This window comes from Brevundimonas sp., assembly GCF_030656255.1.
GTDB lineage: Bacteria > Pseudomonadota > Alphaproteobacteria > Caulobacterales > Caulobacteraceae > Brevundimonas.
This window is the reverse complement of record NZ_JAUSOE010000078.1, coordinates 1-15,740: the sequence shown is the minus strand read 5'-3', so window position 1 is coordinate 15,740 and position 15,740 is coordinate 1. Positions and strand designations below refer to the sequence as shown.

11 protein-coding genes are annotated in these 15,740 nt (G+C 67.2%); 8 read left to right on the top strand and 3 right to left on the bottom strand.

Annotated features, from left to right (window positions below; translation table 11 throughout):
- Window positions 1–115: 115 nt before the first annotated feature.
- Window positions 116–1,471, bottom strand: a complete 1,356-nt coding sequence (locus Q7J26_RS08320; RefSeq protein ID WP_370651927.1) for a dicarboxylate/amino acid:cation symporter — start codon at window positions 1,469–1,471, stop codon at window positions 116–118.
- A 217-nt stretch (window positions 1,472–1,688) separates the two neighbouring features.
- Here Q7J26_RS08320 and Q7J26_RS08315 point away from each other — a divergent pair, with 217 nt between their 5' ends.
- Window positions 1,689–3,548: an ATP-binding protein gene (locus Q7J26_RS08315; RefSeq protein WP_304935997.1), complete on the top strand. Its 1,860-nt coding sequence runs from the start codon at window positions 1,689–1,691 to the stop codon at window positions 3,546–3,548.
- Window positions 3,548–4,882, top strand: coding sequence for a sigma-54 dependent transcriptional regulator (locus tag Q7J26_RS08310; protein ID WP_304935996.1), 1,335 nt, complete (start codon window positions 3,548–3,550; stop codon window positions 4,880–4,882). Before Q7J26_RS08315 ends, Q7J26_RS08310 begins: the two co-directional genes overlap by 1 nt.
- A 32-nt stretch (window positions 4,883–4,914) precedes the next feature.
- On the opposite strand, the gene Q7J26_RS08305 is transcribed toward Q7J26_RS08310, so the two are convergent.
- Window positions 4,915–7,419: an ATP-binding protein gene (locus Q7J26_RS08305; protein WP_304935995.1), complete on the bottom strand. Its 2,505-nt coding sequence runs from the start codon at window positions 7,417–7,419 to the stop codon at window positions 4,915–4,917.
- Between the two features lie 215 nt (window positions 7,420–7,634).
- Here Q7J26_RS08305 and rpsT point away from each other — a divergent pair, with 215 nt between their 5' ends.
- The 5 genes from rpsT to recF all read left to right on the top strand — a co-directional run bounded on the left by rpsT (window position 7,635) and on the right by recF (window position 12,636).
- Window positions 7,635–7,904 carry a 30S ribosomal protein S20 gene (gene rpsT, locus Q7J26_RS08300; protein WP_008262250.1) on the top strand — a complete coding sequence of 90 codons (270 nt, stop codon included), beginning with the start codon at window positions 7,635–7,637 and terminating at the stop codon, window positions 7,902–7,904.
- A 454-nt stretch (window positions 7,905–8,358) separates the two neighbouring features.
- Window positions 8,359–9,819 carry a chromosomal replication initiator protein DnaA gene (gene dnaA, locus Q7J26_RS08295; protein WP_370651926.1) on the top strand — a complete coding sequence of 487 codons (1,461 nt, stop codon included), beginning with the start codon at window positions 8,359–8,361 and terminating at the stop codon, window positions 9,817–9,819.
- Window positions 9,820–9,968: 149 nt separating this feature from the next.
- Window positions 9,969–11,087 (top strand): DNA polymerase III subunit beta, encoded by a 1,119-nt coding sequence (gene dnaN, locus Q7J26_RS08290; RefSeq protein WP_304935993.1) that lies wholly within the window; start codon window positions 9,969–9,971, stop codon window positions 11,085–11,087.
- 67 nt (window positions 11,088–11,154) lie between these two features.
- Entirely contained in the window at window positions 11,155–11,442 is a 288-nt protein-coding gene (locus Q7J26_RS08285; RefSeq protein ID WP_304935992.1) for a GIY-YIG nuclease family protein, read from the top strand.
- A gap of 54 nt (window positions 11,443–11,496) precedes the next feature.
- The gene (recF, locus tag Q7J26_RS08280; protein ID WP_304935991.1) at window positions 11,497–12,636 is read left to right on the top strand and encodes a DNA replication/repair protein RecF; all 1,140 of its coding nucleotides are present in this window, start codon (window positions 11,497–11,499) and stop codon (window positions 12,634–12,636) included.
- Here the strand turns inward: recF and Q7J26_RS08275 are convergent.
- Window positions 12,633–14,228: a tetratricopeptide repeat-containing sulfotransferase family protein gene (locus Q7J26_RS08275; RefSeq protein ID WP_304935990.1), complete on the bottom strand. Its 1,596-nt coding sequence runs from the start codon at window positions 14,226–14,228 to the stop codon at window positions 12,633–12,635. The genes recF and Q7J26_RS08275 overlap by 4 nt on opposite strands.
- Window positions 14,229–14,377: 149 nt before the next feature.
- On the opposite strand from Q7J26_RS08275, the gene Q7J26_RS08270 reads away from it, so the two are divergent.
- On the top strand, window positions 14,378–15,740 hold a 1,363-nt coding region (locus Q7J26_RS08270), incomplete at its 3' end, for a TonB-dependent receptor plug domain-containing protein (RefSeq protein WP_304935989.1).

The window sequence follows — 15,740 nt, the reverse complement described above, 5'->3', positions numbered from 1 at the left end:
TGTTAAGGAAGGCCCAAGCGGCAATAAGCAGAAATGCGTATCATCGGTTGAGACGACGCCGGATGCAGAACAGGCGCCGCGCTTTCGCGACGGCGCCTGTTTTCCGGGGAGGAAATCAGTCGGCGGTGACCAGCTCTTTGTCACCGGGGCCGGCCGCCGGATCGGGCTGGGCCGCGATCGGTTGGGCCGGGCCGTTCAACGCCGCATGCAAGGCGTCCTGGTCCAGTTCGCCCTCCCATCGGGCGACGACGATGGTAGCCACCGCATTGCCGATGAAGTTGGTCAGGGCCCGGCACTCGCTCATGAAGCGGTCGATGCCCAGGATCAGGGCCATGCCCGCCACTGGAACAGTCGGAACCACCGACAGGGTCGCCGCCAGGGTGATGAAGCCGGCGCCGGTGATGCCGGCCGCGCCCTTCGACGACAGCATGGCCACCAGCAGCAGCAGGATCTGTTGCTGCAGCGTCAGCTCGATGTTCAGCGCCTGGGCGATGAACAGGGCCGCCATGGTCATATAGATGTTGGTGCCGTCCAGATTGAACGAATAGCCGGTAGGCACGACCAGGCCGACGACCGACTTGGAGGCGCCGGCGCGTTCCATCTTGTTCAGCAGCGACGGCAGGGCGGCTTCCGACGAAGAGGTGCCCAGGACCAGCAGCAGTTCTTCCTTCAGATAACGGATCAGCTTCAGGATGTTGAAGCCGTTGGCCCAGGCCACCAGGCCCAGGATGCCGACCACGAAGATGATGGCGGTGATGTAGAAGGTGGCGACCAGGGCGGCGAGGTTGGCGATCGAGCCGATGCCGTACTTGCCGATGGTGAAGGCGAAGGCGCCGAAGGCCCCGATCGGCGCGGCCTTCATCAGGATGGCGACCAGTTTGAAGAAGGCGTGGCTGATCGATTCCAGGAAACTCAGCACCGGCTTGCCGACGTCGCCGACCAGGGCCAGGGCCAGGCCGAACAGGACCGAGACGAACAGGACCTGAAGGATATTGCCCTCGGAGAAGGCCGAAACCATGGTGTCCGGGATGATGCCCATCAGGAAGCCGGTGATGGTCGTCTCGTGCGCCTGTTCCGAATATTTGGCGACGGCGCCGACATCCAGGGTCGCGGGGTCAATGTTCAGGCCGCGTCCCGGCTGGACCAGGTTGGCGATGATCAGGCCGACGATCAGAGCCAGGGTCGAGAAGGTGAAGAAATAGGCGAAGGCCTTGGCCGCCACCCGGCCGACCCGGCCGATGTCGCTCATGCCGGCGATGCCGGTGACGATGGTCAGGAAGATGACCGGGGCGATGATCATCTTCACCAGCTTGATGAAGGCGTCGCCCAGCGGTTTCAGACTTTCACCGAAGCCCGGCCAGAAATGGCCGATGATCGCGCCCGCCACAATGGCGGTCAGGACTTGGAAATAGAGATGCTGATAAAAGGGGCGGCGGACGGCCGGCTCTGCGGTGGAGGGAAGCGCGATCACGGAAGGCTCCTGTCACTGCGGGACCATCCCGCGGTTTCCTCGGCGGGCCTCGCTCTGCGGCGAGACTCCGACATCCAGTGTCCAGCAGCCCTGGATCGGGTCCAAATTCATTCGAAGAACAGTCTAAAAGGCTGATTTTATGAACTAGTCGCATCCAGCCCAGGCCCGCCGCCCGATGTGCGATTGTACGCACAGACGGATGGCCCTTTAGTGCGAAATGTCGCACAACACCGCCATGACCCGCCCGCGCTTTCGCCGAATTATCGAAAGACTTTCGACAATAGAGCTGCGACCATGGATTCTGCTGGGCCTGGGCTGGCTGATCGCCAGCGCGGTCCTGGCGGGCGTGGCCGGGGAGGCTGCGCGCCGCGACGCCGTGGGCGAGCTGGAACGCCAGGCGACGGCCGGCGCCGCCCTGCACGCCGCCGTGCTGCGCAGCGAACTGGACAAGCAGCGGGCCATCCCGATCGTTCTGGCCGGCGATCCTGATGTGGCCGCCCTGCTGACGCGGCCCGGCGCGCGGGCCGCCGCCGGGGTGGACCGCAAGCTTGAACGGCTGGCGACCCAGACCCGCGCCGCCGTCATCTATGTGCTGGACGCCGAAGGTCTGACCCTGGCGTCCAGCAACTGGCGAACCCCCACCAGTTTCGTCGGCTCGCGCTACGAGTTCCGGCCCTATTTCATCAATGCGATGCGCGACGCCCAAGGCGAATTCTACGCCCTGGGCACGCGCAGCGGCCGCCCCGGCCTGTATCTGTCGCGGCGTGTGGACGCCGCCGACGGAACGCCCCTGGGCGTCGTGGTGCTGAAGGTCGAGTTCGACGCCCTGGAAGCTGAATGGCGCGGCTCGGGCGAACCGGCCTGGGTGGCCGACCCCGGCGGGGTCGTGCTGGTCTCCAGCATCCCGGACTGGCGGTTCCGGGCGACCGAACCGATGGATGAACGCCGACGTCGCCTCAGCCTGACCGACCTGACCCTGAGCCCCGGGGCCCTGACGCCCCTGCCCTTCCAGACGCCGGACGGCGACCGGCCCCGACTGGTGCGAACGGCCGTCGGCGACGGCCGGCCCCAGACCTGGATGCATTCCGAGACCGGCACGGCCACGCCGGGTTGGACCCTGCATCTGCTGACGCCCGAACGGGGCGCCGTCGGGACGGCCGTGGCCGGCGCGCGCGGACTGGCCCTGCTGATCACCAGCCTGCTGGCCCTGGGCGTCGCCGTGCTGCTTCGCCGACGTCATCTGGCCCGCGCCAAGGCCCGGGCTGAGGAGGAAGGCCGGCTGGAGCTTGAACGCCGCATCCACGAACGCACCCGCGAACTGCACGACGCCAATCTGGCTCTGAACCGCCAGATCGAGGAGCGGCGGCGCGCCGAGGCCGCGCGGGAGCTGTTGCGCGACGAACTGGTCCAGGCCAGCAAGCTGGCCGCCCTGGGCCAGATCGTCGCCAGCGTGGCGCACGAGATCAACCAGCCCGTCGCAGCCATCTGGACCCACGCAGACACGGCCGTCCTGTTGCTGGAACGCGGTCAGACGGACATGGCCCGCGACGCCCTGCGGCGGATCGGCGACCTGACGCGGCGGATCGGCGCCATCACCCAGGACCTGCGGCTGTTCGCACGCAAGGCGGCCCCGACCATCGACGAGATCCAGTTGGAGGACGCCATTCAGGGCGCGCTGCAACTGACCCGCGGCAGGTTGGAGGAACGCAATGTGGCGCTGGAGCGGATCGGCGACGGCGAGGTGAAGGTCCACGCCGACCAGTTCCGGCTGGAACAGGTCATCGTCAATCTGGTCAAGAACGCGGCCGAGGCCCTTGAGGGTCAGGACGACGCCCGACTGACGCTGACGGTGGAGCGGCGGGGCGAGCGGGTGCGTCTGATTTTCGCCGACAATGGCCCCGGAGTCGCGCCCGAGGTGGCGAGCCAGTTGTTCACCCCCTTCGTCACGACCCGCACCAACGGCCTGGGCCTGGGCCTGGTCATCTGCCGCGACATCGTCGCCAGTTTCGGGGGCGAGCTGGATCTGGTCCCCGCCAAACGGGGGGCAACCTTCGTCGCCGTCTTGAAAGCCGCCTGATGCGCCCCTCCTCGCCCCAGACCGTCGCCCTGATCGAGGACGACGCCGACTTTCGCCAGGCCCTGGTCGAACGTCTGACCCTGGAGGGGCTGGAGGTCCGCGCCTTCACGGCGGCCGAGCCTGCGCTGAAGGCCCTGGACGCCGACTTCTCCGGCGTGGTCGTCACCGACCTGCGGATGCCCGGCATGGACGGCCGCCAGCTGCTGACGCGGCTGCAGGCGCTGGATCCGAGCCTGCCGGTCATCATGATCACCGGCCACGGCGACATCGGCGACGCCGTCGCCGCCATGCACGACGGCGCCTATGATTTCGTGGCCAAGCCTTTTCCGTTCGAGCGCTTGCAGGACAGTCTGAACCGGGCGCTGGAGAAGCGCAGTCTGGTGCTGGAGAACCGCCGCCTGATCGCCATGGCCGCAGAAGGCGGGCACGAACTGCCGCTGGCCGGATCGTCGCGCGCCATAACGGCGCTGCGGGCCACCATCGCCCAGATCGCCGACGCGCGAATGGACGTGCTGATCGAGGGCGAGACCGGAGTCGGCAAGGAGGCGGTCGCGCGCGCCCTGCACAACGGGGGCCGGCGCCGGCTGGCGCCCTTCGTCGCCGTCAACTGCGGCGCCCTGCCCGACGGCCTGATCGAGAGCGAATTGTTCGGTCACGAGCTGGGTGCCTTCGCCGGGGCGATGCGGCGGCGGGTGGGGCATGTGGAGCGCGCCCACAACGGCTCGCTGTTTCTGGACGAGGTCGAGAGCATGCCCCTGGCGGTCCAGGTCAAGATGCTGCGGGTGCTGGAGGAGCGGGAGATCCACCCGATCGGCGCAAATGAGCCGCGCGTGCTGGACCTGCGTATCCTGGCCTCGGCCAAGATCGACCTCAGCGAGGCGGCGCGGCGCGGCGATTTCCGCGAAGATCTCTATTACCGGCTGAACGTGGTGCGGCTGCGCGTGCCGCCGCTGCGTGAGCGGCGCGAGGACATCCCCCTGCTGTTCGCCCATTTCCTGCGTCGCGCCGCAGACCGCCACGGCGTCGAGCCGCCGAGCGTGACCGACGGCGTCCGGCGTCGACTGCTGGAAGAGGACTGGCCCGGCAATATCCGCGAACTGGCCCATTTCGCCGAACGGGTCGTCCTGGGCCTGGACGAGGGGGCCGGCGGCGCCGAGGCCGATCTGAGCCTGCCGGACCGGCTGCATCGGTTCGAAGGCGAGCTGCTGCGCGGCGCGCTTCAGACCCATAGGGGCGACATCGTCGCCGTGCTGGACGAGATGCGGATTCCGCGAAAGACCCTGTACGACAAGCTGCAGCGCCACGGCCTGAAACCCGCCGACTTCCGCGCCTGACACCTAAGCGACGCCTCCTTAAGCGACGCCCCTCAAGCAGTGACGGGGTTTTCCCGTCGTTCGGCCGCCGCCAGGGCCGCAGCCACGCCGTCGAGCAGGCCGACCAGGGTGATCGGCTTGGACAGGTGGCCGTCCGCGCCCGCAACCCGTCCCGCTTCCACATGGTCCGGCAGGGCGTTGGCGGTCAGCATTATGATCGGCGTGCGTGCGCGATTTTCCCCGGCCTCCAGGGCGCGAATGGCGGCGGTGGCGGTCAGGCCGTCCATCACCGGCATCTGCATGTCCATCAACACCAGGTCGAAGTCGCCCTTTCGGAAGGCCTCCACGGCCTGCCGCCCGTCCTCCACCACCACCAGTTCGGTTGGCATGTCGGTCAGCAGGATCTCGACGACCTTGCGGTTCGCCGGATGATCGTCGGCCAGCAGGATCCGCGCCGGGAAGGCGCGCGCATCCGTCTCGTCCTTGTCGCCTTCGCCCGGGCCGGCGGGCGCGGAAGGCGACTGGACGCTCCCGACCCTGGTCAGAGGAATTTCGAACCAGAAGTCGGCGCCCTCGCCCGGCCGTCCGTCGCAATCCAGCAGGCCGCCCATCAGTTCGACTAGGTCACGCGAAATGGCCAGGCCTAGGCCCGTGCCGCCGAACCGGCGGGTAATGGAGCCGTCGGCCTGTTGGAAGCGATTGAAGATCCGGCCCTTCTGGTCCGCATCAAAGCCGCAGCCGGTATCGCTTACGGTGAACCGGACCCGCTCTTCGTCCACCGCGACGGCGGCGACGACGACGGCTCCCGTTTCGGTGAACTTCAAGGCGTTGGAGATCAGGTTCGACAGGACCTGGCGCACCCGGACCACGTCGCCTTCGACGGCGCCTTCGATCGCCGGCTCGACCTCGACCCGCAGGGCGACGCCCTTTTCATCGGCGCGCGGCCGATAGAGGGCCGCCGCGCCGCGCACCGTGTCGCCCAGATCAAAGACCGACCGTTCCAGAACGATCTGGCCCGCCTCGATCTTGGACGTATCAAGAATGTCGGACAGCAGCCGCTCCAGGGTCACGGCCGAGGACCGGATCACTTCCACCATCTCGTGTTCACGCGGCTCCAACCGGGCGCGCGACAGGGTGTCGGCCATGGCCACGACCCCGTTCAGGGGCGTGCGGATCTCGTGGCTCATATTGGCCAGGAACTCCGACTTGGCCCGGCTGGCGTCTTCCGCGCGGCGACGGGCGATGCGCAGGTCCTTGGCCTGGCTACCCATCCACAACAGGGCCCCCAAGGCCGACAGGACGAAGATTGCGGCGATGGCCAACACCATGCCCTGCAGTCTCGTGTTCGAGCGCGCGGTCTCCAGCTGGGCGCGGCGTTCGGTCAGCTTGTGCTGCATGTCGCCGGTGACCTGGCGGATCCCTCCGCTGAAGATGCGGGCTTCGGCCACCCGCTCCGCACGGCTGTAGGCGCGCAGCTTGGCGTAGGCTTCTGCGGCCCGCCCCTCGGCGAAGAGGATCTCGGCCTCGACATGCGCCCCTTCCAGCCGCCCTTCCTCTCGGAAACGGTCTGCGGCGATGCGACGGCGGATTTTCGCAAGATCGCTCCGGGCGGCCTCGATCTGTCCGGTCTGGGCGCGGGCGATGGCGCGGGCCGGAAGCAGTTGCGTCGCCAGGAAAGAGGCCTCCCCCAGGCTCTCGCCATAGGGCGCCAGGCATTGCAGCACGTCCTGCGGGGCATCGGCGCTCTGGGCCACCATGGCGCACAGGCGGGCGTCATAGACCGCCAGGCTGGGCAGGCCCGCGCGCAGCGTCAGCCGATGATGGGCCTGATACAGGCGCTTCGCCTGTTCGACATCGCCCAATTGGGTCGAGAGCCGAGCCAGATTATAGACGGCGTCGAAGTCCGGTCGGGGGTAGTCCGGATTGGCGAAGTCGATCTCGAACCGCCCGAAAGCCGCAGTGGCCCCATCAATGTCGTTCAGCTTCATCAAGCCGATGCCGGTCATCTCCCACAGGCCCGCCTGCGCAATCTGCGCATAGGGGGCGTCCTCTGGGATCAAGGCGTCGGCGTCGGTCAGCAGCTTCAGCCCCTCCCCGATCTGATCGCGGTCCATCAGGGCCAGCGCCCAGAGCCGGATGGCGTGCGTGCGTGCGAACCAGTCGGGCTCCATCGACGCAAGCCGGCGCATCTCGTCGGCGGCGGCCGTCTCCCCCTCGTCGTACCGCAGGGCCAGGGCGTTCAGCCGCGCAATCTGGATGTAGCGACGGTCGCCCTGGTGACGCGCGGCCTCCATGAGCCGGTCGTTCCAGATCCCGGCCGTGTCGAACTCGCCCTGGTTCGTGAATATCCAGGCGACATGATAGAGGCGTTGCAGACCTTCGCGGTCGTTGCGGCGCATCGCCTCGTGGCCAAAAGCCTCCAGCGCCTTGAAATCCGTCGCCCCGGCCCGCCGTTCGACGGCCTCGGCCAGTTGCAGGGGTGTGCGCGTTTGCGCCGCAGACTGAGCTGAGACGTCCTGCACGAAGACCGCCGTCAGGACGAAGGCGAGGGCAAACACTGCGGCTTTTATAGGCATACGGCTTCCGATCTGATCGGAAGCTGTCATGTTTTGGTTGAATAAGGTTTATCGAGGCGATGAGGGCTGGCGCGCACGACGACCTTTGTCGGAACTGCGCGTTGACCGCCCCCGGGCTTTCGGCTATAGGCCCGCCCTCTTGAGATTTCCGCGCCGTGGACGTGTGCTCCGCGGCGTTTTCCGTTCGAAGGTTTGAAATGGCTAACAACCCCGGCGCCCGCAAGGCGATCCGCAAGATCGAAGCGCGGACCGAAGTGAACAAGGCGCGCCGCTCGCGCGTCCGCACCTATCTGCGCAAGTTCCAAGAAGCTCTGGCCGGCGGCGACGCCACGGCCGCCAAGACCGCCTTCGTGGAAGCTCAATCCGAGCTGATGCGCGCCGTCTCCAAGGGCGTCGTTCACAAGAACACCGGCTCGCGCAAGGTGTCGCGTCTGGCCGCCCAGCTGAAGAAGCTGTCGGCCGCTTAATCCTTTAGGGATTTCCCGGACACGGAACGGCTGTCGCTGTTCCGTTACGGGATTATGCAGAGTTTTCAACGGCGAAGGGGCATATGCTCCTTCGCCGTTTTGCGTTTGGTCGTTAACCCTCTCTACGCAGGAATACGGACTCCAGGCCGCCTTGGAGGCGAAATTCTCAAGCAGGATTAGCGTTTGACGGAGTCAAACAATTTAACTGCGAATCGACCAACGAATCAGCGTTGACCCAACCGGCTCGCAGCGTAAGTTTTGGCCTCTAACGCACTTCCATCCCAACACGGATGAAGACGGCGCGGGACAATAGTTTCGCGTTGGCGGGAGATGTCTGTCCAGGAGCTCGGCCCCGACCGAAAAGCATCGCTTTTCGGCGCAGGAGAAGTCGTCCCTGAACCATCGCCCTGAAGCGCCGAAGGTCGGAATGGTTTTTGAAGCGGGTGGCGGAATTATGGTTGGGGGTGCGACGGCGATGGCAGGCGGTGTGAACGGATCGAACATGACGGATCCGGATCGCATCTGGAATGAGGCCTCGGTGCGTCTGCGCGCCGAGATCGGCGACGGTCCCTTCTCGTCCTACATCGCCCCTTCCGCCGTTCGCGTGGATTCCTCCGGTCAGCTGATCCTGGTCACCCCCACCGCCTATGCCCGCGACTGGGTCCGCAAGAACGCCCTGCGTCGCATGAACGAGCTGTGGCTGGGCCTGGACGGCCTGAACCGCCGCCTGGACGTGCGCTGCCGCGCCGAGGTGGGCTCGGCCCCTCCGGCCTCGGCCGTCATCGCGGGCAATGTCCTGGACGCCACGCCGCGTCTGGCGGCCTTCGCCAGCCCGACCGTGGCCCCCATCGCCGACGGCGCCCGCGCCGTGCGCGCCGCCGGTCTGCAGGAGCGGCTGACCTTCGACAGCTTCGTCGAAGGTCAGGGCAACGCCTTCGCCCTGGCCATCGCCAAACAGGTGGCCAGCTGGGCCGACGGCCATTTCAACCCGGTCTTCTTCTGCGGCCCCTACGGCTACGGCAAGACCCACCTGCTGAACGCCATCGCCTGGGAGGCCCAGCGCCTGCGGCCCGAGGCCAAGGTGGTCTATCTGACCGCCGAACGCTTCCTGTCGACCTTCGTCAAGGCGATGCAGGACCGCTCGACCGCCGCCTTCAAGGAAAGCCTGCGCTCGGCCGACATGCTGCTGCTGGACGACGTCCAGTTCGTCGGCGGCAAGACGAGCACCCAGGAAGAACTGCTGTCGACCCTGACCGCCCTGATCGAGGACGGCAAACGGATCGTCTTCTCGGCCGACCGCGCGCCCATGGCCCTGACCGAGGTCGAGCCCCGTCTGCGCAGCCACCTGGCCGCCGGCCTGACCTGCCCGGTCGAGGCGGGCGACCGCGAGCTGAAGATCGCCGTGGCCCAGAACCGTCTGAAGGCCCTGTCGGCCCTCGGCGTCGTCCAGGGCGAGGCCGCGCCCGAGGTCCTGGCCCAGCTGGTGGACCGCACGCCGGGTTCGATGCGCGAGCTTGAGGGCGCCGTGAACACCCTGGCCGCCGCCGCCGGTTCGCGTCTGGCGACCGTCTCGGTAGACGAGGCCTCGATCCTGCTGGGCGCCGCCCTGCGGGGCGGACCGGAACGTCGCATCACCGTGGACGAGATCCAGAAGACGGTGGCCGACCACTTCAACCTGAAACAGGCCGACCTGCTGAGCGAGCGCCGCACCCGTTCGGTGGCCCGCCCGCGCCAGATGGCCATGTACCTGTGCAAACAGCACACGACCCGCTCCTATCCCGACATCGGCCGTCGTTTCGGCGGGCGCGATCACACCACCGTCCTGCACGGCGTGCGCAAGATCGAAGAGCTGATGGCCCAGGACGACCAGATCGCCCGCGACGTCGAGGCCCTGACCCGCAAGCTGCGGGGCTGAACAATCTCCCTCCCCTTCATGGGGAGGGAGAAACAGAAATCTGTGAACGGCTTCCGTCGCCTTCCTTGCTCCTTGCGCCCAATCCGCTAGTGTCCAAGGCCCTCTATCGCGGCGCTCCAGCCTGAGTCGCCGCTTCCGGGCGAGACGACATGCAACTGACCATCGAACGATCCGCGCTCCTGAAGGCCCTGGGCCATGTGCAGAGCGTCGTCGAACGCCGAAACACCATCCCGATCCTGTCCAATGTCCTGCTCAGCGCAGGCCGGGACCGGCTGGCCTTTGCGGCCACCGACCTGGACATGGAGATGGTGGACGAGGCCGAGGCGACGGTGAACGTCGAGGGCCAGATCACCGCCCCCGCCCACACCCTGTACGAAATCGTGCGCAAACTGCCGGAAGGCGCCGAGGTGTCGCTGCTCTATTCGGGCGACGATCCCCGTCTGGTGGTTTCGGCCGGGCGGTCGCGCTTCAACCTGCCGGTCCTGCCGGCGGGCGACTTCCCGATCATGTCCACCGACAGCGCCGGCGCCTCATACGTCATGCCCAAGGAAGACCTGGCGCGGCTGATCGACAAGACCCGGTTCGCCGTCTCGACCGAAGAGACCCGCTATTATCTGAACGGCCTGTACCTGCACACGGTGGCCGAGGCCGGCGTCGCCCTGCTGCGCGCCGTGGCCACCGACGGCCACCGCCTGGCCCTGGCCGAGACCCCGGCGCCCGAAGGCGCGGCCGGCGGCCCCGGCGTCATCGTGCCACGCAAGACCATCGATCAGGTCCGCCGCCTGCTGGACGACGCCGGCGGCCCGGTCCAGGTCACCGTCTCGGCCCAGAAGATCCGCTTCCAGATGGGCGAGGCGTCCCTGACCTCCAAGGTCATCGACGGCGCCTTCCCCGACTATCTGCGCGTCATTCCCAAGGGCAATGACAAACAGGCCGACATCGACAACGCCCTGTTCGCCAAGGCCGTCGACCGCGTCGCCACCATCTCGGCCGAAAAGAGCCGGTCGGTGAAACTGGCCTTCGACAACGATCGGGTGAAACTGACCGTCCGCAACATGGAGGCCGGTCAGGCCGAGGAGGAGGTCGAGATCGGCTATTCCGACGAGCCGTTCGAGATCGGCTTCAACGCCCGCTACCTGCTTGACGTCGCCGGCCAGATCACCGGCGAAAACGCCGCCTTCCGCTTCGCCGACCCGGCTTCGCCGACGCTGGTGCTCGATCCGGGCGATCCGGGCGTGCAGTATGTGCTGATGCCGTTGCGGGTGTAGGCAAGAGTCTTCCGCTCATCCCGGCGAAAGCCGGGACCCAGTTCTTTCGTTCGTACCGGAGGCTGGCTTGGCGTTCTTCACCTACATCATCGCCAGCCGCCGAAACGGTACGATCTATACCGGCTCGACCGACGATCTGATCAAGCGGATCGCCGAACACCGCGACAAGCTGCGTCCCGGCTTCACGCGTAGATATGGCGTCGCGCTTCTGGTCTGGTACGAGGTGCACGAGACGCGTCATGCGGCCTTCGTGCGTGAACGGCAGATCAAGGAATGGAAACGGATCTGGAAGCTGGAACTGATCGAACGCAAGAACCCGGCATGGGCGGATCTGTTTCCGACGCTGCTCGGTTAGATCGTGCCGAGCGAAAGGACTGGGTCCCGGCTTTCGCCGGGATGAGCGGATAGATTGAGCCTGATTTCCCTCACCCTTACCGACTTTCGCTCCTATGCGAGCGCGCGGCTGGAGCTCGCCTCCGGCCCGGTGGTGCTTCACGGCCCGAACGGGGCGGGCAAGACCAATCTGCTGGAGGCCGTCAGCCTGCTGACCCCCGGCAAGGGGCTGCGCGGCGCGACCGCCGCCGAAATGGGGCGGCGCGAGCCCGGCGAGGCGGTGGGCCGCGCCTGGGCCGTCATGGTCGAACTGGACGACGAGACGCGGCTGGGCACCGGCGTCCAGACGGCGGGCGCGGCGCGGCGCATCGTCCGCATCGACGGCGAGACAGCCCAGCCGGGGCGGTTGCTCGATTATCTGCGGCCCGTCTGGGCCACTCCGGAACAGGATCGGCTGTTCTCCGACGCCCGGGCCGAACGGCTGAAGTTCTTCGACCGGCTGGTCTTCGCCGCCGATCCCGACCACGCCGCCGCCGTCTCCGCCTACGAAAAGGCCCTGCGCGAGCGGCTGCGGCTGCTGAACGACGCCCAGGACGGACGCGAGGCCGACCCCGTCTGGCTGGACGCCCTGGAGGCCCGGCTGGGCGAGGCCGGCGCCCGCGCGGCCCTGGCCCGCGTCGCCGCCCTGCACGCGCTCCAGGCCGCCATCGACGCCCGCCGCGACCGCCCCTTCCCCCAGGCCGACCTGGGTCTGGACGGTCCCGCCGAACAAATGGCCGACGACGGCGCCGAAGAAGACGAGATCGCCGCCGCCATCCGCGAAGGCCTGGCCAAGGCGCGCGCCCGCGACGGCGCCGCCGGCCGCTCCCTGTTCGGCCCGCACCGCACCGACCTTACCGCCCTTCACCGCGAGAAGAACCGCCCCGCCGCCGAGGGCTCGTCCGGCGAACAGAAGGCCCTGGTCCTGAACCTGATCCTGGCCCAGATCAGCCGCCTGTCGCACCCTGACGCCGCCGGGGCCGCCCGCCCGGTCCTTCTGCTGGACGAGGCCCCCGCCCACCTGGACGAAGCTCGTCGCGCCGCCCTGTTCGACGAGATCGTCGCCCTGAACCTCCAGGCCTTCATGACCGGCACCGAACGCAGCCTGTTCGCCGGCCTGGACGGCCGCGCCCAGTTCGTCCGCGTCGCGGGCGGGGCGCTGGAGAGCGACGTCTAGTCTGGAACGACCACGCCCTCGGCGCTCAAGGCGTCGAGCAGGGGCCTGAGACCGTCGCCATAGCGTTTCCACCGGCCGATGGAGGTGGAATACAGCGGCGAGCGAACCTGAACCGAACTGGCGGTCGATACCGCCGCCCGATTTTCATGGAAGGCCAGACAGGCCGGATCGAACGGCAAGCCGATGAAGCCGAGAAGGCGCCGGGTCTGACCCTCCAGATCCTCGACCATGTCCTCATAAGCCACTTCCGCGAAACGATCCGCCGGCAGGGCCTCGCGCCAATGGGCGACCAACCGGTCGAACAGGGCGTAGTAACGCCCCGCGTCGGCCAGATCGAAAGCGTAGTCGTAATAGGGAAAATCGGTCGCGAAGAGCTGGCGATAGTTGGATAGGGCGCTATCGACCGGGTGGCGTCGCAGGCACAGGATGCGCGCGTTAGGCAGGGCGCGATGGATCAGGCCGACGTTGAGAACGTTCAGCGGCATCTTGTCGATCACCCGCGCCGCCGTCAGACCGGCGCCGTCCTCGACGGCCGCGCGGCAGCGTTCGACATAGGCCCGGCCCAGGGCGGCGAAATCCAGCCGATCGGCGGCTTGGAAGGTCTCGACGTCCAGCACCAGCGGCGACGGCGTACCCGCCATCCGCTTCACCAGCAGGGCGAAGTCCCCAAGTTCGCCGGCCGAAACAATGTCCGGATGGCTGGACAGGACCCGATCCAGCAAGGTCGTGCCCGTACGGGGCAGACCTACGATAAACAGCGGAGACGGATCATCGTATCCGGCCATCGCGGGTTTCGCGGTCTCGGCGGCCGCCGCAAACAGCGCCCGGTCGCGGTCGATCCCATAGGCCGAGGTGCGTCGTCGCCCCGCCTTGGCGCGGACCAGCCAGGACAGGGCCGCCGGATGGTCTCCTATATCCTCGAACGACTTGGCCAGGGCGTGTCCCAGATGCTGCTGGCGGGCCGGGTCCGGATCGGCGTCGTCGAACAGGGCCTCCAGCGCCGCGATCTGATTGTCCGCCTCTGTCTGGCGCGACAGGGACACGAGAGAAGACAGGGCGCGATGGTGGTCAGGGCGCGTCTTCAGCGCGGCCAGATAGGCCTGGCGGGCGTCATCCAGCTCACCCGTGAACTGCAGGGCGGCGCCGAGATTATACTGCCAGTCCGCCTGGTCGGGTCGCCGCGCCGTCGCCCGGCGGAACAGGGCCGCCGCCGCCTGATAGGCGCCCGTCCGACTCAGCACGACCCCCAGCGTGTCCAGGACATGGCCGTCCTCGGGATCCGAAGCGGCCGCCGCCTCGGCCTCGGCGCGCGCTTCGTCGTGACGGTGCAGGGCCAAAAGCGCCCGCGCGCGCTGCGCCCTTGCACCCATGTGATCTTGCTCCGTCTCCAGCGCCCTGTCCGTCAGTTCCAGCGCCTTGGTCGGATTGCGATGGTCCGCCGCGATCAGGGCCAGCAGAAACAGGGCCTGGGCCTGAGACTCGCCGTTGTGCAGCGCCGCAAGGCAGGACGCGTGCGCGCCCCTGTGGTCGCCCGCCGCGAGTAGGGTCGCCGCTTGCCGCAGATGGGCGTTTCGAGACGAGGTTTCGGACATTTGTTTCATTAATCGCACAGTCGCCGGTCAAACATTCGAAAAAACGTCATCTTGATCGCAAACGGGTCGAAGCAAAAGCCCGCCCGCTTGACGCCCGCTTTTATCGCACCGCAGCATTCCTTTTTGGGCAATGCGCGAGGGGATTCCGCATGAGACTGTCTAACCGGATGAAGTGGGGGCTTCTCGCCTCGGTCAGCGCCGTCACGCTGACGTCAGGCGCCGCGGCGGCTCAAGAGGCCGCGCCCGCCACTGTTGATGACATCATCGTCACCGGCACACTGCGGGGAGCCTCGACCGTTCAGGATGCGCCGATCAATATTTCCGCCATCGGCAGCGAGCAGATCGATCAGTTGGGCGTGACGGATCTGGCCCAAATCTCGCGCTATGTGCCCGGCCTGTACGTTGTGGATCAGGGCCCTCGCAACGCCAACCGCATCGTGGTGCGCGGCCTGAACATCGACCCGCTCGGAGAATCGGTCGGCCAGGGCGCCGGCGGCACGGTGGCCACCTATCTGGGCGATGTGCCGATCGCGATCGATCTGAAGCTGAACGACGTCCAGCGCGTTGAATTCCTGCTGGGACCGCAGGGTACGCTTTACGGCGCCGGCACGCTGGGCGGCGCGATCCGCTACATTCCCAATCCGGCGAGCTTCAGCGAGGCCTTCGTCGATGTTCGGGGCGACGCCTACGGCTATTCCGAAGGTTCGGGCGTCTCGACCGACTTCGGCTTCACCGCCAACCTTCCCATCAGCGACACCCTCGCCTTCCGCGCCAACCTGGACCAGTTGAACGACAAGGGCTTCATCGATCAGCCCTATCTGGTGCGCGAAATCGGCGTGTCTCTCGCCAACGACTTCTCCAGCCCCGAGGCCGTCGCCGCCAACCTGTACGGCAAGGAGGACGTCAATACCGAGGACGTGCTGTCCGGCCGCGCGGCCTTGCGCTGGCGACCGAACGCCTGGCTCGACGCCACCCTGTCCTACAACTACCAGAAATCCGACGTGGGCGGACGCCAGGTGTCCGGCCGCCGGGTCGACAGCTTCCCCGTCGCGGTCGGCGAATACGAGGCCATCCAGCGCGTCGAAGAGCCCAATATGCGCACCAGCGACCTCTGGGCCCTGGAAGCGAAGATCGACCTGGGCTGGGCAGACCTGACCAGCGCCTCCGGCTACCAGACGTTCGAGGAAGATGGGAAGCGCGATCAGACCGACCTTCTGATCAGCCTGGGCTACAGCTACGAGGCCTTCCCCGCCTTCACGGCCTATACCCAGGAGCTCGAGGACAACGACACCTTCACCCAGGAACTGCGACTCACCTCCAAGCCTGACAGCGGCGCGCTGAGCTGGATCGTGGGCGGCTATTACAGCAAGGAGGATTACTGGAACTCCTCGGCCGAATATACGCCCGGTTATGCGGAATATCTGGGCGGCTCCCGCCCTGACAATCTGGAATATTATTCGGTCAGTTACGGTGAAATCACCGAGACGGCGATCTTCGGCGAACTGACCTATC

What these genes read in the sequence shown, in the direction of transcription:
- Q7J26_RS08275 (WP_304935990.1), bottom strand. Translation starts at nt 14,228, where the DNA reads ATGTCCGAAACCTCGTCTCGAAACGCCCATCTGCGGCAAGCGGCGACC.
- dnaN (WP_304935993.1), top strand. Translation starts at nt 9,969, where the DNA reads ATGCAACTGACCATCGAACGATCCGCGCTCCTGAAGGCCCTGGGCCAT.
- Q7J26_RS08315 (WP_304935997.1), top strand. Translation starts at nt 1,689, where the DNA reads ATGTCGCACAACACCGCCATGACCCGCCCGCGCTTTCGCCGAATTATC.
- dnaA (WP_370651926.1), top strand. Translation starts at nt 8,359, where the DNA reads ATGGTTGGGGGTGCGACGGCGATGGCAGGCGGTGTGAACGGATCGAAC.
- Q7J26_RS08310 (WP_304935996.1), top strand. Translation starts at nt 3,548, where the DNA reads ATGCGCCCCTCCTCGCCCCAGACCGTCGCCCTGATCGAGGACGACGCC.
- rpsT (WP_008262250.1), top strand. Translation starts at nt 7,635, where the DNA reads ATGGCTAACAACCCCGGCGCCCGCAAGGCGATCCGCAAGATCGAAGCG.